21 protein-coding genes are annotated in these 21,641 nt (G+C 73.4%); 11 read left to right on the top strand and 10 right to left on the bottom strand.

Annotated features, from left to right (window positions below; all coding sequences use genetic code 11):
• The first annotated feature begins 168 nt into the window (after positions 1-168).
• Positions 169-624 (top strand): cyclic nucleotide-binding domain-containing protein, encoded by a 456-nt coding sequence (locus ACFYO5_RS16445; RefSeq protein ID WP_388709133.1) that lies wholly within the window; start codon positions 169-171, stop codon positions 622-624.
• A 319-nt stretch (positions 625-943) separates the two neighbouring features.
• On the opposite strand, the gene ACFYO5_RS16440 is transcribed toward ACFYO5_RS16445, so the two are convergent.
• A complete protein-coding gene (locus ACFYO5_RS16440) occupies positions 944-2,377 on the bottom strand; it encodes an MFS transporter (protein ID WP_388709131.1) in 1,434 nt (477 codons plus the stop codon).
• Positions 2,378-2,463: 86 nt separating this feature from the next.
• The gene (locus ACFYO5_RS16435) at positions 2,464-3,078 is read right to left on the bottom strand and encodes a LysE/ArgO family amino acid transporter (RefSeq protein ID WP_388709130.1); all 615 of its coding nucleotides are present in this window, start codon (positions 3,076-3,078) and stop codon (positions 2,464-2,466) included.
• Positions 3,079-3,146: 68 nt separating this feature from the next.
• On the opposite strand from ACFYO5_RS16435, the gene ACFYO5_RS16430 reads away from it, so the two are divergent.
• The gene (locus tag ACFYO5_RS16430) at positions 3,147-4,046 is read left to right on the top strand and encodes a LysR family transcriptional regulator ArgP (protein ID WP_388709128.1); all 900 of its coding nucleotides are present in this window, start codon (positions 3,147-3,149) and stop codon (positions 4,044-4,046) included.
• A 120-nt stretch (positions 4,047-4,166) separates the two neighbouring features.
• Entirely contained in the window at positions 4,167-4,418 is a 252-nt protein-coding gene (locus ACFYO5_RS16425) for a WhiB family transcriptional regulator (protein WP_356567037.1), read from the top strand.
• 107 nt (positions 4,419-4,525) lie between these two features.
• Here the strand turns inward: ACFYO5_RS16425 and ACFYO5_RS16420 are convergent, their stop codons facing one another.
• The 5 genes from ACFYO5_RS16420 to ACFYO5_RS16400 all read right to left on the bottom strand — a co-directional run bounded on the left by ACFYO5_RS16420 (position 4,526) and on the right by ACFYO5_RS16400 (position 9,886).
• A complete protein-coding gene (locus ACFYO5_RS16420) occupies positions 4,526-4,975 on the bottom strand; it encodes a DUF6098 family protein (RefSeq protein WP_388709126.1) in 450 nt (149 codons plus the stop codon).
• A gap of 100 nt (positions 4,976-5,075) precedes the next feature.
• Positions 5,076-6,959, bottom strand: coding sequence for a sensor histidine kinase (locus ACFYO5_RS16415; RefSeq protein ID WP_388709124.1), 1,884 nt, complete (start codon positions 6,957-6,959; stop codon positions 5,076-5,078).
• Complete coding sequence (locus tag ACFYO5_RS16410) at positions 6,956-7,651, bottom strand: response regulator (protein WP_388709122.1); 696 nt, start codon at positions 7,649-7,651, stop codon at positions 6,956-6,958. The genes ACFYO5_RS16415 and ACFYO5_RS16410 overlap by 4 nt, the downstream gene beginning before the upstream one ends.
• A gap of 48 nt (positions 7,652-7,699) precedes the next feature.
• Positions 7,700-8,446 (bottom strand): hypothetical protein, encoded by a 747-nt coding sequence (locus ACFYO5_RS16405; RefSeq protein ID WP_388709120.1) that lies wholly within the window; start codon positions 8,444-8,446, stop codon positions 7,700-7,702.
• Between the two features lie 42 nt (positions 8,447-8,488).
• Positions 8,489-9,886, bottom strand: a complete 1,398-nt coding sequence (locus ACFYO5_RS16400) for a M1 family metallopeptidase (protein ID WP_388709118.1) — start codon at positions 9,884-9,886, stop codon at positions 8,489-8,491.
• Positions 9,887-10,038: 152 nt separating this feature from the next.
• Between ACFYO5_RS16400 and ACFYO5_RS16395 the strand changes: the two genes are divergently transcribed.
• Positions 10,039-10,386, top strand: a complete 348-nt coding sequence (locus ACFYO5_RS16395) for a DUF488 domain-containing protein (protein ID WP_388709116.1) — start codon at positions 10,039-10,041, stop codon at positions 10,384-10,386.
• Positions 10,387-11,208: 822 nt separating this feature from the next.
• On the opposite strand, the gene ACFYO5_RS16390 is transcribed toward ACFYO5_RS16395, so the two are convergent.
• Positions 11,209-12,882 carry an FAD-binding dehydrogenase gene (locus ACFYO5_RS16390; RefSeq protein ID WP_356567211.1) on the bottom strand — a complete coding sequence of 558 codons (1,674 nt, stop codon included), beginning with the start codon at positions 12,880-12,882 and terminating at the stop codon, positions 11,209-11,211.
• Positions 12,883-12,899: 17 nt separating this feature from the next.
• Positions 12,900-13,550: a TetR/AcrR family transcriptional regulator gene (locus ACFYO5_RS16385; protein WP_388709114.1), complete on the bottom strand. Its 651-nt coding sequence runs from the start codon at positions 13,548-13,550 to the stop codon at positions 12,900-12,902.
• A gap of 178 nt (positions 13,551-13,728) precedes the next feature.
• Between ACFYO5_RS16385 and ACFYO5_RS16380 the strand changes: the two genes are divergently transcribed.
• The 3 genes from ACFYO5_RS16380 to ACFYO5_RS16370 all read left to right on the top strand — a co-directional run bounded on the left by ACFYO5_RS16380 (position 13,729) and on the right by ACFYO5_RS16370 (position 16,430).
• Positions 13,729-14,355, top strand: coding sequence for an alpha-ketoglutarate-dependent dioxygenase AlkB (locus ACFYO5_RS16380; protein WP_388709112.1), 627 nt, complete (start codon positions 13,729-13,731; stop codon positions 14,353-14,355).
• Between the two features lie 80 nt (positions 14,356-14,435).
• Entirely contained in the window at positions 14,436-15,185 is a 750-nt protein-coding gene (locus ACFYO5_RS16375) for an MBL fold metallo-hydrolase (RefSeq protein WP_388709110.1), read from the top strand.
• A 9-nt stretch (positions 15,186-15,194) separates the two neighbouring features.
• Positions 15,195-16,430: a DUF4032 domain-containing protein gene (locus ACFYO5_RS16370; RefSeq protein ID WP_388709108.1), complete on the top strand. Its 1,236-nt coding sequence runs from the start codon at positions 15,195-15,197 to the stop codon at positions 16,428-16,430.
• A 200-nt stretch (positions 16,431-16,630) separates the two neighbouring features.
• Here ACFYO5_RS16370 and ACFYO5_RS16365 read toward each other — a convergent pair whose 3' ends face one another.
• Entirely contained in the window at positions 16,631-17,503 is an 873-nt protein-coding gene (locus ACFYO5_RS16365) for a universal stress protein (RefSeq protein ID WP_388709106.1), read from the bottom strand.
• A 64-nt stretch (positions 17,504-17,567) separates the two neighbouring features.
• On the opposite strand from ACFYO5_RS16365, the gene ACFYO5_RS16360 reads away from it, so the two are divergent.
• The 4 genes from ACFYO5_RS16360 (at position 17,568) to ACFYO5_RS16345 (ending at position 21,622) form a co-directional block, all read left to right on the top strand.
• The gene (locus ACFYO5_RS16360; RefSeq protein WP_388709104.1) at positions 17,568-17,921 is read left to right on the top strand and encodes a VOC family protein; all 354 of its coding nucleotides are present in this window, start codon (positions 17,568-17,570) and stop codon (positions 17,919-17,921) included.
• Between the two features lie 160 nt (positions 17,922-18,081).
• Positions 18,082-19,758 carry an FAD-dependent oxidoreductase gene (locus ACFYO5_RS16355; RefSeq protein WP_356567060.1) on the top strand — a complete coding sequence of 559 codons (1,677 nt, stop codon included), beginning with the start codon at positions 18,082-18,084 and terminating at the stop codon, positions 19,756-19,758.
• Entirely contained in the window at positions 19,755-21,272 is a 1,518-nt protein-coding gene (locus ACFYO5_RS16350; RefSeq protein ID WP_356567062.1) for an ATP-binding protein, read from the top strand. The genes ACFYO5_RS16355 and ACFYO5_RS16350 overlap by 4 nt, the downstream gene beginning before the upstream one ends.
• Positions 21,269-21,622, top strand: a complete 354-nt coding sequence (locus ACFYO5_RS16345; RefSeq protein ID WP_356567064.1) for a UBP-type zinc finger domain-containing protein — start codon at positions 21,269-21,271, stop codon at positions 21,620-21,622. The genes ACFYO5_RS16350 and ACFYO5_RS16345 overlap by 4 nt, the downstream gene beginning before the upstream one ends.
• Positions 21,623-21,641 lie beyond the last annotated feature (19 nt).

Below are 21,641 nucleotides of genomic sequence, written 5' to 3'. Positions count from 1 at the left end.
GTGACGGCCCTGGCTGGCTTCCCCCGTCCAGCCAGGGCTTTCACATGCCCGCGCACAATAATCCCCGCCGCCGAGGTGCCCGGGGCGCCCGCAGCGGCTGAAATGGGCTTGGGGCCCTGTGGCCCCAGGGAACATCCCGGACCCATCGCCGGCGAGGAGCCCCGCGCCATGACCAAAGCGACCAAGCTGCTGACCGCCCTCCCCCCGCCCCAACGCCAGCACCTGATGACCCTGGCCCGCGAGGTGTCCTTCCCGGAGGACACCAGGATCTTCGAGGCCGGCGGCACGGCCGACCGCTTCTGGGTCATCCGCTCCGGCGCGGTCTCCCTGGACCAGCGGGTGACGTCCGTACAGCGGGTCACCGTCGCCAGTCTCGGCGCCGGCGACCTGCTCGGCTGGTCCTGGCTGTTCCCGCCGTACCGGTGGGACTTCGGCGCGGAGGCGTTCAGCCCGGTCCGCGCCTACGAGTTCGAGGCCGGGCCGGTGCTCAAGCTCTGCGAGGAGGACCCCGCGCTCGGCCTGTCCCTGGTCCGGATCGTGGCCGAGATCCTCGCCCACCGCCTGGAGACGACCAGGGGCAAACTCATGGAGCAGTACGGCATGCACCGCCGCGGCGTCATCTGACCGGCGGCGGGCCGGGCTCCGTCGCCACCTTTCCCACGTCCGCCCCAAGGGCCGGGCGGCGTCCGGTGTGTGCTCCCGGCGGGCCGCGGCGAAGGGCCTCGTACCGGATGTAGGCCTCGTACCGGACAGGTCTCGTACCGGACGTCCTCGGGATGTCGCCCGGTGCGGCGAGGGTGCGGGCCGTGCGTCGTCCGGCGGGTGGGAAGGCGACGCCAAGGCCTCGACGGGACGGGTCTGGTGGAACCTGGACGGGACGCGTCCGGCCTGGCCTGGACGGGACCGGTCCGCAGGGGCCTGGACGGGACCGGTCCGCAGGGGTCTAGACGCGGTACCGCCGCAGAGCCGGTACCGCGGCCGCGAGCGCCAGCATCACGGCGACGACCAGCAGTCCGCCGCCCGCCACCGCCGTGCGGGGGCCGAACGCCGCGCCCGCCGTGCCGTGGAGCACGTCGGCCAGGCGCGGGCCGCCCGCGACGACCACCGTGAAGACGCCCTGCATGCGGCCGCGCATCTCGTCGGTGGCCGCGGACAGCAGGATCGCGCCGCGGAAGACCATGGAGACCATGTCGGCGACGCCCGCGGCGGCCAGGAACACCACCGCGAGCCACAGACTGCCGCTGAGCCCGAAGCCGGCGATCGCCGCGCCCCAGGCGACGACGGCGCCGATGACCATCCAGCCGTGCCGGCGGGCCCGCGAGAACGTGCCGGAGAGCAGGCCGCCGAGCACCGCGCCGACGGGGACGGCCGCGAACAGCAGACCGAGCGCGAGGCCCTCGCCGTAGGGCGCGTAGGTCTCGGCGGCCAGTTGCGGGAAGAGGGCTCGGGGCATGCCGAAGACCATCGCGACGACGTCGGCGAGGAAGGACAGCAGCAGCACCTTGTGCCGCGCGATGTAGCGGAACCCCGCCATGATCTCGCGCAGTCCCGCGCGCCGGGCGGCCGAGCCGGCCAGCGGCGGCAGCGCGGGCAGGCGGGCGACGGCCCACAGCGTCACGCTCAGGGCGAGCGCGTCGAGCAGGTACAGCTCCGGCAGGCCGATGACGGGTATCAGGGCCCCCGCGAGGAGCGGGCCGGCGACCAGGCCGGTCTGCATGACGGTGGAGCCGAGGGCGTTGGCGGCGGCCAGTTCACCGGCCGGGACGAGGCGGGCGATGGAGGCGGTGCGGGCGGGGGCGTTCAGGCCGAAGAACGCCTGCTGGGTGGCGAGCAGCACCATCAGGACCGCCACCGAGTCGAGCCCCGCGGCGGCCTGGAGCCAGAACAGCACGGAGGTGACGGCGATGCCGGTGTTGGTGATCAGCAGCAGCTTGCGCCGGTCCACGGTGTCGGCCACCGCGCCGCCCCACAGCGCGAACACCACCATGGGCAGCAGTCCGGCGAGGCTGGCATAGCCGACCCAGGCGGAGGAGCCGGTGATGTCGTAGATCTGCTTGGGTACGGCGACGGCGGTGAGCTGGCTGCCCACGGCGGTGACGATGGTCGACGACCACAGCCGGCGGTAGGCGGGCCGGCGCAGCGGACGGGTGTCCATCGCCCAGCGGCGCCAGCCACGGCGGGCCTCACCCCGCGGATCGGGAGCTGGGCTCTGAGCGGCTGCCGGGCCCGGAGCGCCAACAGAGCCCGGAGCAGGGCCCGGACCGCGAACAGGGCCCGGACCGGGAGCAGGGCCCGGACCGGGAGCGGGGCCCGGATCGAAAACGGTCTTGGCCTCGGCTCTGGCCTGAGGTTCGTCGCTGCTCTCGCTCGTGTCCACGGAGTCCCTGGTCGGTTGGGGTGGTTGGTGCTTACACGTTTCCGGTCCAGGGGTCACTATCGCAGTTCCGATCGTGTCGCGGACGATCAGGCCCCCGCGATCAGGGTGGCTCCGAGCGTGATCATCGTCGCGGCGACGAGTCCGTCCAGGACGCGCCAGGCACTGGGCCGGGTCAGGAAGCGGCCGAGCAGCCGGGCCCCGAAGCCGAGGGTGGCGAACCAGCACAGGCTGGCCGCCGCCGCGCCGAGACCGAAGGTCCAGCGCAGCGGCCCGCGGTCGGCGGCGACGGTGCCGAGCAGGAAGACGGTGTCGAGGTAGACGTGCGGGTTGAGCCAGGTCATCGCGAGGCAGGTGAGGACCGCCCGCCGCCGGGAGCCGCCGGCCTCACCCGTCGTCTCCAGGGCGCCGCCCGGCTTGAGCACCCGGCGGGCGGCGAGGGCGCCGTAGCAGAGCAGGAACGCCCCGCCGGTCCACGCGACGGCGGTCAGGGCACCCGGCCAGGCCACCACCAGCGCCCCCACCCCGGCCACACCGAGCGTGATGAGTGCGGCGTCGGACAGGGCGCAGATCGCGACGACGGCGAGGACGGCGTCCCGGCGGACGCCCTGGCGCAGGACGAAGGCGTTCTGGGCGCCGATGGCGACGATGAGGGACAGGCCGGTGCCGAAGCCGGCCGCCGCCGCGGCGAAGGAGCTGGACATGGCTCCACGCTAGGGAACCGATCACTTCATGACCAGCTAAAGATTCTTACGTATCATTAGTGTTCGTGATGACCGATCTCCCCCTGGACCAGGTCCGCACCCTGCTCGCCGTGGTCGATGAGGGCACCTTCGACGCCGCGGCGGCCGCCCTGCACGTGACGCCCTCGGCGGTCAGCCAGCGGGTGAAGGCGCTGGAGCAGCGCACCGGCCGGGTCCTGCTGCTGCGCACCAAACCGGTGCGGCCGACGGAGTCCGGGGAGATCGTCGTCCGGTTCGCCCGGCAGCTGGCCAGGCTGGAGCGCGACACGCGGTCCGAGCTGGGCATGAGCGGCGTCGGGGAGCCGACACGCGTGACAGTGGCGGTCAACGCGGACTCGCTCGCCACCTGGTTCCTGCCCGCCCTCACCCGCGTACCGCGCGATCCGCCGTTCTGCTTCGAGCTGCACCGCGAGGACGAGACGCGGACGGCGGAACTGCTGCGGGAGGGACTCGTGATGGCAGCGGTGACCTCGCTGCCGGACGCCGTCACCGGCTGTTCCGTCAGGCCACTGGGCTCCCTGCGCTACTTCGCGGCGGCGAGTCCGGGCTTCGCCGCCGCCTTCCTCGACGGCGCCCCGCCGGCCGAGGCGCTCACACGGGCGCCCGTCGTCACCTTCGACCGGCGCGACGACCTCCAGGACGCGTTCGTACGCCGGCTGCGGCGCGGTCCCGACGGCGCGAGCCGGCTGCGGCACGCCGTGCCGACCTCGGAGGGGTTCCTCGACGCGGTGGTGGCCGGACTCGGCTGGGGCATGGTGCCCGAAGTGCAGGCCGGACACCTGCTGACGTCCGGACGCCTGATCTCGCTCGCGCCGCAACACCCCTTCGACGTCCCCCTGTTCTGGCAGCAGTGGAAGCTCGACTCCCCCGCCCTCGCCGCCGTGGCGACCGCCGTCGCAGCGACAGCGGCCAGGACCCTGCGGAGCTGAGCCCTCGGCCCGGTCATGGCCTCCGGTCCCTCCGGCGCGGTTTCACTTCGGTCTCACCGGTGACCCGAACGGAAGCAACTCATCCGGAACCGCACACGACTTCGATCGCAGGTGACTTCGATGGACGACTGGCGACAGCGCGCCGCGTGCCGCCAAGAGGACCCGGAACTGTTCTTCCCGATCGGCACCTCGGGTCCGGCACTCCTGCAGACCGAGCAGGCGAAGGCGGTCTGCCGGTCCTGCCCGGTACGCGCCCAGTGCCTTGAGTGGGCGATGGAGACCGATCAGGGCCTCGGCGTCTGGGGCGGTACGAGCGAGACCGAACGACGCGCCCTCAAGCGGCGCATCAGGGCGCGACAGCGAAGTTCGTGAGGCTCCGGCCACGAAGTTCATGAGGCTCCGGCCGACGAGCCCGGAGCCGGGAGGTCCTGGCCGACGAACCCTGGCGCGCGGGCCCGCTGCGGCGGACGGGCCGGTACTCACCGGCCCGTCCGCCGTAGCGGGCCCCAGTGCGCCTCCTGCCGGGCCACCTCCTCACGCGCCGCGTCGATCACCGACCGGTCGATCCAGCACAGCGGCCGTACGTCGGTCACGAGCGGCTCGTTGTCGGGGCCCCGGCCCGTCTCCCGCCCCGCGAGAATCCAGGGCTGGACGCCGGGGCCCTTCTCGTGCGGCAGGTGCGCGTAGTCGTACAGGCGGCGCGCGACCCACAGGGTGCGGGAGCGGTCCTCCCACCAGTCCTCCACGTCGAGGGGGTTCGCCGAGAGTCCCGACATCCGGATGCCGGTGAGGTCGTCGATGCTGGACGCCGTGGCGAGGTCGATGCCGGGCCCGCGCGACCAGCGGACGAACAGGCCCCGCTGCCGTGCGACCAGGTCGGCCAGTTCGGCCAGGGAGCGTGCGACCGGCAGGTCGTCGGACGAACTCATGGCATGACCTCCTTCTCCGCCTGGACAGCCTCCGCCGTCAGGCAACGGGGTACCCGCACCGCCCCGACGGAATCAGCCGCCCCGCGCCCTCCGCGACGACTCAACCGTCCCGCGGTGCCGGCCCGGCGGGCAGCCGCAGGGTGAACACACTTCCGCTGCCTGGAGTGCTCGCCGCCCGCGCCGTGCCACCGTGGGCGGCGGTCAGATGGCGGACGATCGGCAGGCCGAGGCCGCTGCCGCCGGTGCGGCGGCTGCGTGACTTCTCGGCGCGCCAGAACCGCTCGAAGACGTGCGGCAGATCCTCGGCCGCGATACCGGTGCCGGTGTCGGCGACCTCCAGTGCCACCTCTCCGCCGTCCGCGCGCGCGGACAGCGTGACCGTCCCGCCGGACGGGGTGTGGCGTACGGCGTTGGTGACGAGGTTGCCGAGCGCCTGCCGCAGCCGGACCGGGTCGGCGTCCAGCCACGGGCCGCCGTGGACGTCGGTCCGCAGGGTGACGCCCGCGGTGTCGGCGGCGACGCGGTGGGCCGCGGCGACCTGGGCGAGGAGGTCGTCGGCGGGGACGGGTTCGCGGTGCAGGCGCAGGGTGCCGGCGTCGGCGTCGGCGAGGTCGCGCAGGTCGTCGATGACCCGTTGCAGCACGAGGGCCTCCTCGTGCAGGGCGGCCAGGAGTTCCGGGTCCGGCTCGACGAGGCCGTCGCGGGTGACCTCGAGCCAGCCCCGGATGTTGGTGAGCGGGCTGCGCAGTTCGTGGGCGACATCGCTGACCAGCGCCTTGCGCTGGGCTTCGTGGCGTTCGCGGCGCTCGGCCAGGTCGTTGAAGGCCTCCGCGAGGATGCCGGTCTCGTCGCGGGTGGTGACGGGCACGCGCGCGTGCAGCTCGGGAGGCTGCTGGGCGGCTTCGGTGAGGGCGCGCAGGGGCCGCACCAGGCGGGTGGCGACGACGGCGGTCACGGCGACGGTGACGGCGAGCACGAGTCCGGCCGCGCCGACGACCTTGGCCTTGTTGGCCGGGGACAGGTTCCAGCGGGGCGCGGCGCCGTTGTTCCCCCCGCCGAGGAAGAGTTCGGCGACGGGGGCGACGTACGGATCGAGCTGGGTGCGGCGGGCGTCGTCCAGGCAGCGCTGCGCCGTGCGCGTCGTCGCGGCGTCCGCCTTGAGGAGGAAACCGGGTGACGGCGTCGGGGAGCGCAGGTCCGCACCGACGAGGCCGCCGAGGGCGACGGGCGTGTCCGGATCCACCCCCACCCCGGCCAGGCAGCCGCGGGCGAGCTTCTGGAGCGCGGCAAACGCCGTCTCCTCCGTGGGAACGGCGGTGTTGAGCAGCCCGTCGGCGCACTGCTCGGGGACGTAGCCGTCCTCGACCCTGTCGTCCGCGCCCCGCAGGACCGGACGGCCGCCGGCGGTGCGGACGACGGTCGTGTCGATGCCGTGGCGCAGGAAACAGCTCTGCCGTCTGCTCGCCAGCGCGTCGAGCTTGGCGCGTTCGCCGGCCGTCAGGCGGTAGGGGCCGACGACCCGCGGATCGGTGCCGCTGAGCTGGGCGCCGGGTTCGGTGGAGGTGTCGGTGCGCAGGGGGTCGACGGTGGCGGCGGCGCGCGGTGGCAGGGAGGTGCCGCGGGGCGCGGAGTCGGCCAGGAGGACGCGGTCGGCGCCGGTCAGGGCGATGCGCCGGCCGGTCTGCGCGGACAGGGCGCGCACGGTGGCCGATACGCCGGTCCAGTCGGGGTGGGTCGCTGCGTACCCGCTGAGCCGGGCGAGGATGTCCATGTCGTCGGCGAGGGCCTGCCCCTGTTCCTCCCGCAGGGCACGGGTGGTGGTGGTCACCGCCAGCCAGGCGGTCGCGGCCACGGAGCAGAGGGCGATCAGGACGGAGGCGATGAGGAGCCGGACCAGCAACCGCTTGCGCAGCGGTATGCGCGTGCCGGTGCGCTCGCGGACGCGGTCACGGATGCGGTCGCGTTTGTCGTCTGTGCGGTTCATGGGCGGGCGCCGCTGAGCTTGTAGCCGACGCCGAAGACGGTCAGCAGCCGGACGGGTCTGCGCGGGTCCGCCTCGATCTTGCGGCGCAGGTTCATGATGTGCACGTCGACGGCTCGTTCGGTGGAGGCGCGGTCGTAGCCGCGGGTGCACTGGAGCAACTGCCGACGGGAGAAGACCCGTTCGGGCTCGCCGACGAGGGCGAGGAGGATCTGGAACTCGGCGGGCGTGCAGTCCACGCCCTCCCCGTCGCACCGCACCTCGTGCCGCTGGGGGTCGACGGCTATCCCGGCGGCCCGGACGACCGGATCGTCCCGCCGGCCGGCGGCCGATCCGCTGCGCCGCAGGACGGTGCGGATACGGGCCATCAGCTCCCGCGGGCTGTACGGCTTGGTCATGTAGTCGTCGGCGCCCAGCTCCAGGCCGAGCAGCACGTCGTCCTCGGCCGCGCGGGCGGTCAGCATGAGGACGGGGATGTCGTCGTCCTGGCGGAGCACCCGGCACACCCCGAAGCCGTCGATGACCGGCAGCATGAGGTCCAGCACGACGAGGTCGGGCCGGTCCCGGCGCACCGCGTCGAGCGCGGCCGAGCCGTCGTGCACGACGGTGGCGGTGTGGCCCTCGGCGAGCAGGGAGCGGCGGATGAGTTCGGCCTGCATCGCGTCGTCCTCGGCGACCAGTACGTGTGCGCACACGCGGCGGTTCCCCCCTTCGGTCTGCGGGCGATCGGCGGTCGGTCCGGGTCAGCGGGCCAGGGACGCATGGTCGCCCATGACGACGACCGGGTGGAGGGCGGGGTCCAGGGCGAGGAGCAGTTCCCTCATGTGCCGTTCGGCGATGCTGACGCAGCCGTGCGTGGGTCCGCCGTGATCCACGTGGATCCAGATGCCCCCGCCGCGTCCGGCGCCCAGCGGCCGGGTCCAGTCCAGGGGCGAGGTGCCGGGCTCACGGTTGTAGTCGATGGCGATCACATGGTCGAAGGAGCCGTCGAGGGATTCGCCCTCGAAGCCGGTGCCGGGCGAACGGAAACCGCCGGGCGACCGGTCGTACGGCAGCCGGGTGCCCGGGTCGGGCAGTCGTCCGCCGGCGTCGCTGAGGCCGTACACGCCGACGGGTGAGCGCAGGTCGCCGGCGAGGTGGTGGTGCGTCCAGCCGCGCAGGGCGTTGTGGGCGGGCCACACCGGGCCGGGCTGCCAGCCGGTGTCGGTGCGGCGGTGGAGGACGACCTCGGAGAGCGGGGAGTTGGGGCCGCGTCCGGTCACCACGACCACCTGTCGCGCGGAGGCCGGCACGGCGGCACGGGTCCTCGGGCCGAGGCCCGGCAGCTGCCGCGGGACCGTCCGCGCGACGACGTCGGGCGTCCGCGTGCCCGGCACCGCCGGGCTGGACGCGGGGCCCTGGTGGTCGGGCGGGACCGCCGCGCCGCCGCCGCACCCGGTGAGCAGAAGGGACGCGGCGAGCAGCGCGGCGCTGGCTGGATGCGTGATCATGACTCGATCTTGGCCGGGAGGTGTGAGGAACTGGTCAGGTTCTCAGGGGTGGTTGGGCTTTCCCTGAGCGTACAGCCAGGTCTTGAACAGGCTCCCGAGGTCCTTGCCGGACACCTTCTCCGCCAGGCGCTCGAACTGGGCCGTGGTGCCGTTGCCGTCGTGCCGTGCGGTCGCCCAGGCGCGCAGGACGCGGAAGAAGGCGCGGTCGCCGACCGTGGTGCGCAGGGCGTGCAGGGCCATGGCGCCGCGGGCGTAGACGGGGGTGTCGAAGATGTTCGCGCCGCTGCCGGGGTTCCCGGGCGGGAACGCCCACAGGCCGTCGCTCACCGGTCGGGCGTACAGCGCGTCGAACGCGGCCTGCGCGCTGTCGCCGCCGTGCTGCTCGTCGTAGAGCCACTCCGCGTAGGTGGCGAAGCCCTCGTTGAGCCAGATGTCCTTCCAGGTGGTGAGCGAGACGGAGTCGCCGAACCACTGGTGGGCGCTCTCGTGGACGAGGGTGCTCAGGTCGGGCGCGCTGTCGTACACGGGCCGGGTCTGGGTCTCCAGGGCGTAGCCGACGTCCGGGGCGTGGTCGACGATGGACCCGGCCGCGCGGAACGGATACGGGCCGAACAGGCCGCTCTCCCACTGCAGTACGGAGGGGAGCTTCGCCAGGACGGGCTTGGCCGCGGCCGCCTCGCGGGGGTCGACGGCGTCGTAGACCTTGATGCCGTCGCGGGTGGTGTACTGCCGGACCTGGAAGGTGCCGACGGTGGCCGTGGCGAGGTAGGCGGCCATGGGCTCGGCCTGCCGCCAGCGGTAGGTGGTCCTCCCGTGGGCGGTCCGCTTGCCGAGGAGGACGCCGTTGGCGACGGCCGTGCGGCCTTCGGGGACGGTGATGGTGAAGTCGTACGACGACTTGTCCGTGGGGTGGTTGTTCGCCGGGAACCAGGTCATGGCGCCCTGCGGCTCCCCGGCGACGAACGCGCCGTCGTCGGTGGGGATCCAGCCGTCCGGGGAGCCGTCGGGGTCGGTGACCGGGCCGGGCGTGCCGGAGTAGGTGACGCTCACCTCGAACCGCTCGCCCTTGCGCAGGGCGCGGCGCGGGGTCACGACGAGTTCCTGGCCGTCGCGCCGGTGTCCGGCCTTGACGTGGTCGACGGTCAGGGCGGTGACCTTCAGGCCCTTCAGGTCGAGGTCGAAACGGGTCAGGGGCCGCGTGGCGCGGGCGGTGAGGACGGCTTTGCCGTCGAGATGCCGGGTGGCGGGGTCGTAGCGGAGGGTCAGGCCGTAGTGGTCGACGTGGTAACCACCGTTTCCGGCGAGCGGGAAGTAGGGGTCGCCGACGCCGGGCGTGCCCACCGGACCGGCCGCGAGCGCCGGGTCCGCGGCCGTGAGCAGGGCTGTCACGGCGAGGGGTACGGCCGCGAGGAGGGCGGGGCGTCTGCGGAGGTGTGTCACGTTCGCTCCTGGGAGGGTGGTTGTTGATCAAACGTGATCAGACTAGGCACCGGGCCCCTCGGATTCACCCTCGTTCAGGTCAAGCCGTGGGGCGCGGGCGGGCGGCCCGTGCTTACCCTCGGCATCACCGCCCGCACGTGGAGAGGCCGCCGATGAGTGTCCGCGTACGCCGTGTGTACGAACCGCCCGAGCCGGAGGACGGCGTCCGCGTCCTCGTCGACCGGCTGTGGCCGCGCGGTCTGGCGAAGGACGCGGCACGGGTCGACGAGTGGCCCAAGGGACTCACCCCGTCGAACGAGTTGCGCCGCTGGTACCACGGGGGCGAGGGCTCGTACGAGGAGTTCGCGCGGCGTTACGAGGCCGAGCTGGCCGAGCCCGAGGCGGAGGAACTCCTCGACCGGGTGCGCCAGTTGGCGCAGGCGGGACCGGTGACCCTGCTCACGGCCGTGAAGGAACCGGAACACAGCCACGCGACCGTCCTGGCCCGCCTGCTCGGTTGAGGGCGGAACTGCCCGGCGGCACGGGGCGTGGGGACTCCTCGGCCGAGGCCGAGGCCGTCCGGTCGGCGCGGGGCGGGGTGTGTGGATTACTCGGCTGAGGGCGGGGCCGTCCGGTCGGCTCAGGACGTGAGGAGCGCTCGGCTGAGGGCCCGGACTGCCCAGTCGGCCCAGAGCCCGCCGACTGCTCGGCTGAGGGCGGGGCCGTCCGGTCGGCGCACCGCCTGCCGACTGCTCGGCTGAGGCGCCCTGTGGAGCCTTTCGCCGAGAGGCGACCGCCATCCGTACCCACACCCGGACCGCCCCGACCGTGGGGACTGCCCAGTCGGCGCACCGCCTGCCGACTGTTCGGCAAGGACGAGGCCGTCCGGTCGGCCGGAAAGAGGTGCGGACTGCTCGGGCTCGCTGCCGGCAGCTTGTTGCGGCACGCACTCCGCGGCGGCCGCGCCCTGTGGTCCGCCGACGGCCGGACCGGCCACCGGCCGGGAGACCACACGCCGACTCCGTCAAGGGTCGGCCCGGCCCCGTCGGTGGCCGCGCCCGCGCTCGGCCCACGGCCGGACCGGCCACCGGCGGCACTCGTCCCGCCGCCGCTCGCAGGCCGGCCCTCCGTCGGCGCCCCGCGTCCCGCGCCCCGCGCTCGGCTCACGGCCGGAGCGACCACCGGCCGAGAAGCCCACCGCCGCCTCCTTGGGGGGGGGCGGCCCCGTCGAGGTCCGCGCAGCGCGCTCGTCCCACGGCCGGGTCGACCACCGGGCAGGACGTGGTCGGCCCGCCGCCTCGCCGGAAGGCCGACCCCGTCGAGGGCCGGGCCGTTCCGGCCCGTCAGCTCGTCTGGCGTGCCGCCGCCCGTCCCGCCGCGCGTCCCGAGAAGAGGCAGCCGCCCAGGAAGGTGCCCTCCAGTGCGTTGTAGCCGTGGACGCCCCCGCCGCCGAAACCGGCGACCTCGCCGGCCGCGTAGAGACCCTCGACGGGGCTGCCGTCGGCGCCCAGGGCGCGTGAGTCCAGGTCGGTCTGGATGCCGCCGAGCGTCTTGCGGGTGAGGACGTGCAGCTTGACGGCGATGAGGGGTCCGGCGTCGGGGTCGAGGATGCGGTGCGGGGTGGCGACGCGGCCGAGGCGGTCGCCGATGTAGCGGCGGGCGTTGCGGATGCCCTGCACCTGGGCGTCCTTGCTGTAGGGGTTGGCCAGCTGGAGGTCGCGGGCGCGGATCTGGCGGCGGAGGCCGTCGGCGTCGAGGAGGGCCTTGTCCGTCAGGCCGTTCATCTTCTCGACCAGCCGGTCCAGGGTGTCGGCGACGACGAAGTCCGCTCCGTGGTCGAGGAAGGCCCGCACCGGGGCGGGCGCCCCCTTGCCGAGGAGGCGGTCGCGCAGGACGGCCTTGCGGTCCTTGGCGGTGATGTCGGGATTCTGCTCGGAGCCCGACAGGGCGAACTCCTTCTCGACGATCTTGCGCGTGAGGACGAACCAGGAGTGGTCGTGTCCGGCGATGTCCTCGGTGGTGCGCAGGTGCCGGAGGGTGCCGAGGGTGTCGTAGCCCGGCAGGCAGGGGTCGGGCAGGCGGCGGCCCAGGGCGTCGAACCACATGGAGGAGGGGCCGGGCAGGATGCGGATGCCGTGGCCGGGCCAGATGGCGTCCCAGTTCCGGACGCCCTCGGTGTAGTGCCACATGCGGTCGCGGTTGACGAGCCGGACACCGGCCTCGGCGCTGATGTCGAGCATGCGGCCGTCCACGTAGGCGGGGACGCCGGTGACCATCTCGGCGGGCGGGGTGCCGAGGCGTTCGGGCCAGTGGCGGCGGACCATGTCGTGGTTGGCGCCGATGCCGCCGCTGGTGACGACGACGGCCTGGGCGGTCAGTTCGAAGTCGCCGACGCGGTCGCGGTTGGAGGAGACGCCGCGCGGTGAGTCGTCGGGCGCGAGGACCGTGCCGCGCACGCCCCGGGCGGCGCCGCCCTCGATGACCAGTTCGTCGACGCGGTGACGGTGGTGGAAGGTGAGCAGCCCGTCCCGCGAGGCCTGCTCGGCGTACCGCACGAACGGTTCGACGACGCCCGTGCCGGTCCCCCAGGCGACGTGGAAGCGGGGCACGGAGTTGCCGTGTCCGTCGGCGCGGAGATCGCCGCGCTCGGCCCAGCCGACCGTCGGCACGAAGGAGATGCCGTGTCCGGCCAGCCAGGTCCGCTTCTCCCCGGCCGCGAACTCGACGTAGGCGCGCGCCCAGCGCACCGCCCAGGAGTCCTCGTCGTCGGTGCGGTCGAATCCCGCGCTGCCCTGCCAGTCGCTCCAGGCGAGGTCCAGGGAGTCCTTGATGCCGAGGCGCCGCTGCTCGGGCGAGTCGACGAGGAACAGCCCGCCGAAGGACCAGAAGGCCTGGCCGCCGAGGTTGGCGGCGTTCTCCTGGTCGACCAGGGCGACCCGCCGGCCCCTGCTGGTGAGTTCGTGCGCCGCGACCAGGCCGGCGAGGCCCGCTCCGACGACGATGACGTCCGCGTCCATGGCGACCGTTGCCCTTCTCATTCGGGGTGGCTTTCGGAGTGGCTGTGGGGGTGCGGGCTGCCTTCGGTCAGCAGCGCGGTGAGGAGCTGCTTGAGCCAGGCGCGGGCACTGTCCACGTCCTTGTCGAGCAGCAGTTGGGTGGTGACCCCGTCGTAGGCGGCGACCACCGCGCGAGCGGCGGCGTCGGCGTCGCCGAGTGCGGCGGGCAGTGGGGTGTGGTCCCGGTCGCGGCCGAGCCGTTCGGCGATGGCGCCGCGCAGTGTCGCCCGGTGTTCGAGGAGGGACTGGGCGACGGCCGGGGACCGGGCGGCGTGCACGAGGAAGTCCGTCTTCACCAGCAGCCAGTCGTGGTCGAGGAGCAGCACCTCGGTGACGCGGTCCACGGAGGCGGGCACGTCGAGGCCGGGGCCCTCGCCGGCGAGGGCGTCGGCGACCTGACGGGCGATGAGGTCGGCGCGCTGCCGGTAGAGCGCGAAGAACAGCTCGTCGAGGCTGGCGAAGTTGGAGTAGAAGGCGCCCCGGCTGTAGCCGGCGGCCTCGCAGACCTCCTCGATGGAGACCCGTCCGAAGCCCTTGGCGGCGAACACCTGGAAGGCGGCGTCGAGGAGGTTGGCCCGGGTGCGTACCCGGCGCCGGGTGACACGCCTCGCCGTCTGTTCCGCCGCCATGCCGACCTCCGTTCGATACGCGAATGTATCGGATGCATCGCTGTATCGAAAGGGTCGCGGGGCGGCTCCCGCTCGGCTCCGGCTACGGCTCCCGCTACCGCGACGAGCTGTAAGGGCGAGAGGCCGGAGGCGAACATCCACATGGAACACACATTCGATTAAGGAGTACGCTGGATCCATGACCAGGCACCTCCAGGGCTCCCTCTTCGACCAGACCGACGAGCTGCGCCTCGGCCCGCTCACCGGGACCCGCCGCACCGCGCTCGGCCACGGCGCCTGGATCGACGTGCTCCCGGGCTGGCTGACCGGCGCCGACCAGCTGTTCGAACAACTGGCGGCCGAGGTCCCGTGGCACGCCGAGCGCCGGCAGATGTACGACCAGATGGTCGACGTACCCCGGCTGCTCGCGTTCTACGGCGAGGACCGGGAGCTGCCGCACCCCGTACTAGCCGAGGCCCGCGCGGCCCTCGGCGCGCACTACGCCGGCGAACTGGGAGAGCCCTTCGCCACCGCCGGCCTGTGCTACTACCGCGACGGCCGCGACAGCGTCGCCTGGCACGGCGACCGGATCGGCCGCGGCGCCCGCGAGGACACGATGGTCGCCATCCTCTCCGTGGGCGCGCCACGCGACCTGCTGCTGCGTCCGGTGCGCGGGGGCGACACCGTGCGCCGGGCGCTCGGTCACGGCGATCTGATCGTGATGGGCGGCTCCTGCCAGCGGACCTGGGAGCACTGCGTCCCCAAGTCGACGCGTGCCGCGGGGCCGCGCATCAGCGTCCAATTCCGGCCGCACGGCGTGCGGTAGCACCCACACGGGGTCCGGCGCACGCCGCCGATCTGCTTTGCTGTCCCCGTCGAGCACGGACCTCACCCCACGGGACGATCATGCGGGCAGACGTACGACAGGTCGCGGACGGCACCTATCTGGTGCACGGCAACAACACCAACTGGGTGATCCTCACCGAGGGCGACGCCGTCACCCTGATCGACACCGGCTATCCGGCGGACCGGCCGGGGCTGCTCGCATCCCTCGCGGCGGTCGCCCGTTCACCGGAGGCGGTCACCGCCGTCCTCATCACCCACGCGCACAACGACCACCTGGGGTCCGCCGAGCACCTGCGCGCCGGGTACGGCATCCCGGTTCTTCTGCATCCGGCCGAAGTCCCGCACGCCCGGAGGGACTTCCTCCAGCAGGTGAGCGTCGGCACGGTCCTGCGCAACGCCTGGCGGCCCGGCGTGCTGCCCTGGATGGCGCACGCGCTGCGCGCCGGCGGCACCGAACAGCACCCGGTCACCGCGCCGGAGCCGTTCCCGGCCGCCACCGGCGCGCTGGACCTGCCGGGTCGGCCCGTCCCCGTGCACACCCCCGGTCACACGGACGGCCACACGGTCTTCCACCTCCCCGAGGCCGGGATACTCGTCTCCGGTGACGCGCTGGTCAGCGGCCACGCCACCTCGCGGATCGGAGGGCCGCAGTTGCTGCCCGGCATGTTCCACCACGAGCGGGCCCGCGCGCTCGCCTCGCTGGACGTGATCGAGTCCCTCGCCGCCGACACCCTGCTGCCCGGCCACGGCCCCGTGCACCAGGGGTCCGTGCGGGAGGCCGCACAGAGGGCCCGGGAACGCGCCGTCTAAGGTCAGGCCATGGCTTTGCAGATCAGCGCCACCAACCCGGAGCACCCGGCCCTCCTGCTGGAGCTGCCCTGGCAGATCCCGCTGGAGGAGTGGCCCGAGGACGTCCTCGTACCGCTGCCGCGCGGCATCTCCCGGCACGTGGTGCGCTACGCCCGCGCCGGCGCGGAGGTGATCGCCGTCAAGGAACTGGCCGAGCGCCCGGCGCTGCGCGAGTACGAGCTGCTGCGCGACCTGGACCGGTTGGGCATCCCGGCCGTCGACCCGCTGGCCGTGGTCACCGGGCGAGCCGACACGGCCGGTGATCCGCTGGAGTCGGTGCTGGTCACCCGGCACCTGGGCGGATCGATGCCGTACCGGTCGATGTTCGAGACGACGATGCGCCCGGCGACCATGCACCGGCTGATGGACGCCCTGGCGGTGCTGCTGGTGCGCCTGCACCTGGCGGGGTTCGCGTGGGGCGACTGCTCGCTGTCCAACACGCTGTTCCGGCGGGACGCGGGCGCCTACGCCGCGTACCTCGTCGACGCGGAGACCGGTGACCTGCATCCGCAGCTGAGCCCCGGGCAGCGGGACTACGACCTCGACCTGGCCCGCGTGAACATCAGCGGCGAACTGCTCGATCTGGAGGCCTCGGGCGCCCTGCACCCGTCGGTGGACCCGGTGGAGTTCGGCAGGGAGATCTGCGCCCGCTACCAGGGCCTGTGGAAGGAGCTGACCCGCACCTCCGTCTACCCGGCGGGCAAGTACCACTACATCGAGCGCCGGATCCGCCGGCTCAACGACCTGGGTTTCGACGTGGCGGAGATGCAGATCGAGCACTCCTCCAACGGCGACACGGTCACCTTCGTGCCGAAGGTCGTCGACGCGGGCCACCACCAGCGGCAGTTGCTGCGGCTGACCGGTCTGGACGCCGAGGAGAACCAGGCCAGACGGCTGCTCAACGACCTGGAGAGCTGGATGGCCACCCAGGACGACTACGCCCCGGGCGACCCCCTCGCCGCCCGGCCCGAGGTGCTGGCGCACCGCTGGGTGCGAGACGTGTTCCGGCCGACCGTGCGGGCGGTGCCGGTCGACCTGCGCGGCTCCATGGACCCGGCGGAGCTCTACCACGAACTGCTCGAACACCGCTGGTACCTGTCGGAGCGCGCACAGCACGACATCGGGCTCGACACGGCCGTCCAGGACTACATCACCAGGATCCTGCCCCGCGCGCGGGAGACCCTGGAGCCGACGACACCGGAGTGAGCCGGGCGACGCCCGGCCGGACACCGCCCGGCCGGGACCGCTTGGCCCGACGCCCGACCGGGGACCGCTCGGCCGGGACCGCTTGGCCCGACGCCCGACCGGGGACCGCTTGGCCGGGACTGCTAGGCCGGACGCCCGGCCGGACACCGGCCGACCGCACTCCCGACCGGGCCGCGCCCCGACCCGGTCGTCCGGCCGGATCACTCGTGAGGGACCACCGTGACCGGGCAGCCGGCGTGGTGCAGCACGCCGTGCGCCACCGAGCCGATCCGGGCGCCGACCGCGGTACGGCGGGCCCGCCGGCCCACGACCACCAGCTGGGCCCGCCCGGACACCGACAGCAGCACCTGTCCCGCGCTGCCGATCTCCACGTGCTCCACCACCGGCACGTCCGGGAAGCGCTCGCGCCACGGCGCCAGGGCCTCGGCCAGCGCCTTCCTCTCGTACGGCTCCAGACCGCCCGCGTCGTCGAGCAGCTTGAGCGAGGCGGGGCTGTAGGAGAACACCGGGGGCAGCGTCCAGGCCCGCACGGCGCGCACGGAGGCACCGCGGGCGGCGGCCGTCTCGAAGGCGAACCGCAGCGCGGGCCCGCTGTCCTCGGGCGAACCGTGCTGGCCGACCACGATCTCGTGCCCGGCCACCTCGGCGCTCGCCTCGTCGCCGGCCCGCACCAGCACGACGGGGCGCCGGGCCTCGGCGATCACCTGCTGGCCCACCGAGCCGAGCAGGAACCCGACGACCGCGCCGTGCCCGCGGGAGCCCAGCACCAGCAGTTCCGCCTCCGCCCCGACGGCGACCAGCGTCTCCGCCGGGTCGCCCTCCAGGACGTCGCCGGTGACCCGCAGTCCGGGGTGGCGTCCGCAGACATCGGTGACGGCCTCCCGGACGGCGGCCCGTACCCATTCCTCCTGGGCCTCCCTGTCGGCCACCTCGGCCGCCGCGTCGGACCGGAACCGCCAGACGTGCACCACCCGCAGCGCGAGGTCCCGCCGTACGGCCTCCCTGGCCGCCCAGGCCAGTGCCGCGAGGCTCTCTTCCGTCCCGTCGACGCCTGCCGCGATCGGACCCGTCATCCTGCCGCCTCCCCGCTTCGCAATCGATTCGTCGGGTCCAGTCTTCACCACTAGCCTTCCGGTCATGACCTTGGAGTGGGAACAGGTGATCGTCGACGCGGCCGATCCGGTCGCGCTGGGACGCTGGTGGGCCGAGGCCCTCGGCTGGGTCGTGGTGAACGACGCGGCCGACGAGTTCGAGATCAGGCCGGCGCCGGACCGGCTGCCGGGCCTGCTGTTCGGGCCTGTGCCGGAGGCGAAGACGGTCAAGAACCGTCTCCACCTGGACTTCCGGCCGGAGGACCAGCGCGCGGAGGTCGACCGTCTGCTGTCGCTGGGGGCGCGCCACGCCGACGTGGGGCAGGACGAGGTGCCGTGGGTGGTCCTGGAGGACCCCGAGGGCAACGAGTTCTGCGTGCTGGCCGCCCGCGGGACCTGAGGCCCGTCGGGCGTCCACCGACAGCGCACCGTCGTGCACCGGGAGCGCACGGCCCGCCCGCTCCCCGGGGCGGGGGCCGGCGATCGAACATACGATGGGTGGGAACCGGCGCGGGGCCCGCCGTTCCGGTTCGTCCTGTGACCCCCGGGGTGGGAGACGTATGGCACTGGCCGCCGAGACCGCGCGGACCGTCATTCTGACCGTGGACGACGATCCGGGGGTCTCCCGCGCCGTCGCCCGCGATCTTCGGCGCCGCTACGGCGCCGCGTACCGGATCGTGCGCGCCGAGTCCGGTGAGTCCGCGCTGGACGCCCTGCGCGAGCTGAAGCTGCGGGGCGACCTGGTGGCCGTGATCCTGGCCGACTACCGCATGCCGCAGATGAACGGCATCGAGTTCCTCGAACAGGCCATGGACGTCTATCCGGGGGCGCGCCGCGTGCTGCTGACCGCGTACGCCGACACCAACGCGGCGATCGACGCGATCAACGTCGTCGACCTCGACCACTACCTCCTCAAGCCGTGGGACCCGCCGGAGGAGAAGCTCTACCCCGTTCTGGACGACCTGCTGGCGGCCTGGCGCACCAGCGACCACCGGCCCGTGCCGGCCACCAAGGTCGTCGGGCACCGCTGGTCGGCGCGCTCCTCGGACGTGCGGGAGTTCCTCGCCCGCAACCAGGTGCCCTACCGCTGGTACTCCTCCGACGAGCCCGAGGGGCGGCGGCTGCTGGCCGCGGCCGGCGCCGACGGGCAGCGGCTGCCACTGGTGATCACCCCCGAGGGCACCCCGCTCGTGGAGCCGGACGCCACCGAACTGGCCTCCCACGTCGGTCTGGCGACGACCCCGGAGTCGGAGTTCTACGACCTCGTGGTGATCGGCGGCGGCCCGGCGGGGCTCGGCGCGGCCGTCTACGGCGCCTCGGAGGGGCTGCGGACGGTGCTGGTGGAGCGGTCGGCGACCGGCGGCCAGGCCGGGCAGAGTTCCCGCATCGAGAACTACCTGGGCTTCCCGGACGGCGTGTCCGGCGCGCAGCTGACCGACCGGGCCCGCCGCCAGGCCGCCAAGTTCGGCGCCGAGATCCTCGCCGCGCGCGAGGTGACGGGACTGGAGGTCAACGGCGCCGCCCGCGTCGTGCGGTTCTCCGACGGGTCGGCGGTCGCCGCGCACAGCGTGATCCTGGCGACCGGTGTGTCGTACCGGCAACTCCTGGCGCCGGGCTGCGCCGACCTCACCGGCTGCGGCGTGTACTACGGTTCGGCGCTCACCGAGGCCGCCTCCTGCCAGGGGCAGGACGTGTACATCGTGGGCGGCGCCAACTCCGCGGGCCAGGCGGCCATGTACCTGGCACGGGGCGCCAAGTCGGTGACGCTGCTGGTGCGCGGGGAGTCCCTGCGGGCGTCGATGTCGCACTACCTGATCCAGCAGATCGAGGAGGCGCCGAACATCTCCGTGCGCACCCGGACCGTCGTGGAGGCGGCGCACGGCGAGGAGCACCTGGAGCAGCTCACGCTGCGGGACGTGGAGACCGGGGCGAGCGAACTCGTCGACGCGCAGTGGATGTTCGTGTTCATCGGCGCGGCCCCGCTGACCGACTGGCTGCACGGCACGGTGCTGCGCGACGAGCGCGGGTTCATCCTGGCCGGGCCCGACCTCGCGGCGGACGGGCGGCCGCCGGCGGAATGGGAGCTGGACCGGCCGCCGTACCACCTGGAGACCAACATCCCCGGCGTGTTCGTGGCGGGCGACGCGCGCGCCGAGTCCGCCAAGCGCGTCGCGTCCGCCGTCGGAGAGGGAGCCATGGCCGTCATGCTCGTCCACCGTTATCTCGAGCAGTCATGAGCGGGCGGCCGATGCCCTGCGAGCCGACCGAGGTCAGCACGCTGTTCCTGTTCGAGAAGCTCTCCCCCGAGCAGCTCGGACGGCTGTGCGCCGAGGGGCGGGTGGAGCGCTTCGAGCCCGGCCCGGTCTACACCGAGGGCGCCCCGGCGACCTGCTTCTACGTGATGATCGAGGGCACGGTGGTGCTGTACCGCCGGGTAGGCGGCGACGACGTCGAGGTCAGCCGCACCTCGCAGCGCGGCGTGTACGCGGGCGCGATGCAGGCCTACCTCGGCGACCGGGTGCCGCAGGTCTACAACAACTCGATGCGGGTGACGGAGCCGACCCGCTTCTTCGTGCTGCCCGCGGAGTCGTTCTCCGGCATCATGCGGGAGTGGTTCCCGATGGCCGCGCATCTGCTGGAGGGCCTGTTCTTCGGCTCGAAGAACACCCAGCGGGCCATCGGACAGCGCGAACGGCTGCTGGCGCTCGGCTCCTTGTCGGCCGGACTCACGCACGAGCTGAACAACCCCGCCGCCGCGGCCGTACGGGCCACGGCGACGCTGCGGGAACGCGTGGCGAAGATGCGCCACAAGCTCGCCGTCATCTCGCAGGGTGCCTACTCCCGCGAGGTGCTCGCCGGACTGATCGAGATCCAGGAGCGCACCGCCGAACGGGTCGCCAAGGCACCGGTGCTGAGTCCCCTGGAGGCCTCCGACCGGGAGGACGAGCTGGCCGACTGGCTCGACGACCACGGCGTCCCGGAGGGCTGGCGGATCGCGCCGACGTTCGTGCAGGCCGGGCTCGACGTGGACTGGCTGGAGCAGGTCGCGGCGGCCGTGCAGGCCGACATCCTGCCCAACGCGATCGGCTGGCTCAACTACACGGTCGAGACAGAACTGTTGATGGACGAGATCGACGACTCCACCAACCGGATCTCCCATCTCGTCGACGCGGCCAAGCAGTACTCCCAGCTCGACCGCGCCCCCTACCGGGTCGTGGACGTGCACGAACTCCTCGACAGCACGCTGCTGATGCTGTCCGGGAAGATCGGGCAGCGCATCGAGGTCGTCAAGGACTACGACCGCTCCCTGCCGGACGTCCCCGCCTACCCGGCGGAGCTGAACCAGGTGTGGACGAACCTCGTCGACAACGCGGTGTTCGCCATCGACAGCGCCGGCGGGGAAGGCACGCTGACCGTGCGGACCGCGCGTGAGGGCGACCGGCTGCTGGTGGAGTTCCGCGACACCGGGCCCGGCATCCCGGCGGACATCCGCAGCCGGATCTTCGACCCCTTCTTCACCACCAAGCCGGTCGGCGAGGGCACCGGTCTCGGCCTGGACATCTCCTGGCGGATCGTCGTCAACAAGCACCACGGCAGTCTCCAGGTCGAGTCCGCGCCGGGCGACACCCGCTTCCAGGTGCTGCTGCCGCTGACCGCCCAGGAGACCGCGCCGGACACCGACGCCGACGCCGACACCGCCCCGGAGAACGTCTCCGGGACCGCCACCGACACCGCCCAGGAGCCCGTATGACCGACGCCCACGCCATCGACCCGAGCGTTGCGCCCAGCGGCACCGGCTGTGTCGAGTGCGACGCGAGCGGCGGCTGGTGGTTCCATCTGCGGCGGTGCGCCCGGTGCGGCCACATCGGCTGCTGCGACTCCTCCCCCGCCCAGCACGCGACCGCGCACTGGAAGACCACGGGTCATCCCCTGGTGCAGAGCTTCGAGCCGGGCGAGGACTGGTTCTGGGACTACGACGGCGACGAGCTGTACGAGTCCGGCCCGGAGCTGGCGGCGCCGTCCGGCCACCCGCTGGACCAGCCCGCGCCCGGCCCCGCGGGCCGCGTCCCGGACGACTGGACCCGGCTGCTGAACCGCTGAGAGCCGGACCGCCGAGAGC

This window comes from Streptomyces sp. NPDC006259 (genome assembly GCF_042870975.1).
Lineage (GTDB): Bacteria > Actinomycetota > Actinomycetes > Streptomycetales > Streptomycetaceae > Streptomyces.
Note: the sequence above shows the minus strand (reverse complement) of the source record. Positions and strands in the feature narration are given on the sequence as shown.

Coding starts and splice junctions, on each gene's coding strand:
- ACFYO5_RS16445 (WP_388709133.1), top strand. CDS start 169: ATGACCAAAGCGACCAAGCTGCTGACCGCCCTCCCCCCGCCCCAACGC.
- ACFYO5_RS16435 (WP_388709130.1), bottom strand. CDS start 3,078: ATGTCCAGCTCCTTCGCCGCGGCGGCGGCCGGCTTCGGCACCGGCCTG.
- ACFYO5_RS16430 (WP_388709128.1), top strand. CDS start 3,147: ATGACCGATCTCCCCCTGGACCAGGTCCGCACCCTGCTCGCCGTGGTC.
- ACFYO5_RS16425 (WP_356567037.1), top strand. CDS start 4,167: ATGGACGACTGGCGACAGCGCGCCGCGTGCCGCCAAGAGGACCCGGAA.
- ACFYO5_RS16420 (WP_388709126.1), bottom strand. CDS start 4,975: ATGAGTTCGTCCGACGACCTGCCGGTCGCACGCTCCCTGGCCGAACTG.
- ACFYO5_RS16415 (WP_388709124.1), bottom strand. CDS start 6,959: ATGAACCGCACAGACGACAAACGCGACCGCATCCGTGACCGCGTCCGC.
- ACFYO5_RS16405 (WP_388709120.1), bottom strand. CDS start 8,446: ATGATCACGCATCCAGCCAGCGCCGCGCTGCTCGCCGCGTCCCTTCTG.
- ACFYO5_RS16395 (WP_388709116.1), top strand. CDS start 10,039: ATGAGTGTCCGCGTACGCCGTGTGTACGAACCGCCCGAGCCGGAGGAC.
- ACFYO5_RS16390 (WP_356567211.1), bottom strand. CDS start 12,882: ATGGACGCGGACGTCATCGTCGTCGGAGCGGGCCTCGCCGGCCTGGTC.
- ACFYO5_RS16385 (WP_388709114.1), bottom strand. CDS start 13,550: ATGGCGGCGGAACAGACGGCGAGGCGTGTCACCCGGCGCCGGGTACGC.
- ACFYO5_RS16380 (WP_388709112.1), top strand. CDS start 13,729: ATGACCAGGCACCTCCAGGGCTCCCTCTTCGACCAGACCGACGAGCTG.
- ACFYO5_RS16375 (WP_388709110.1), top strand. CDS start 14,436: ATGCGGGCAGACGTACGACAGGTCGCGGACGGCACCTATCTGGTGCAC.
- ACFYO5_RS16370 (WP_388709108.1), top strand. CDS start 15,195: ATGGCTTTGCAGATCAGCGCCACCAACCCGGAGCACCCGGCCCTCCTG.
- ACFYO5_RS16365 (WP_388709106.1), bottom strand. CDS start 17,503: ATGACGGGTCCGATCGCGGCAGGCGTCGACGGGACGGAAGAGAGCCTC.
- ACFYO5_RS16360 (WP_388709104.1), top strand. CDS start 17,568: ATGACCTTGGAGTGGGAACAGGTGATCGTCGACGCGGCCGATCCGGTC.
- ACFYO5_RS16355 (WP_356567060.1), top strand. CDS start 18,082: ATGGCACTGGCCGCCGAGACCGCGCGGACCGTCATTCTGACCGTGGAC.
- ACFYO5_RS16350 (WP_356567062.1), top strand. CDS start 19,755: ATGAGCGGGCGGCCGATGCCCTGCGAGCCGACCGAGGTCAGCACGCTG.
- ACFYO5_RS16345 (WP_356567064.1), top strand. CDS start 21,269: ATGACCGACGCCCACGCCATCGACCCGAGCGTTGCGCCCAGCGGCACC.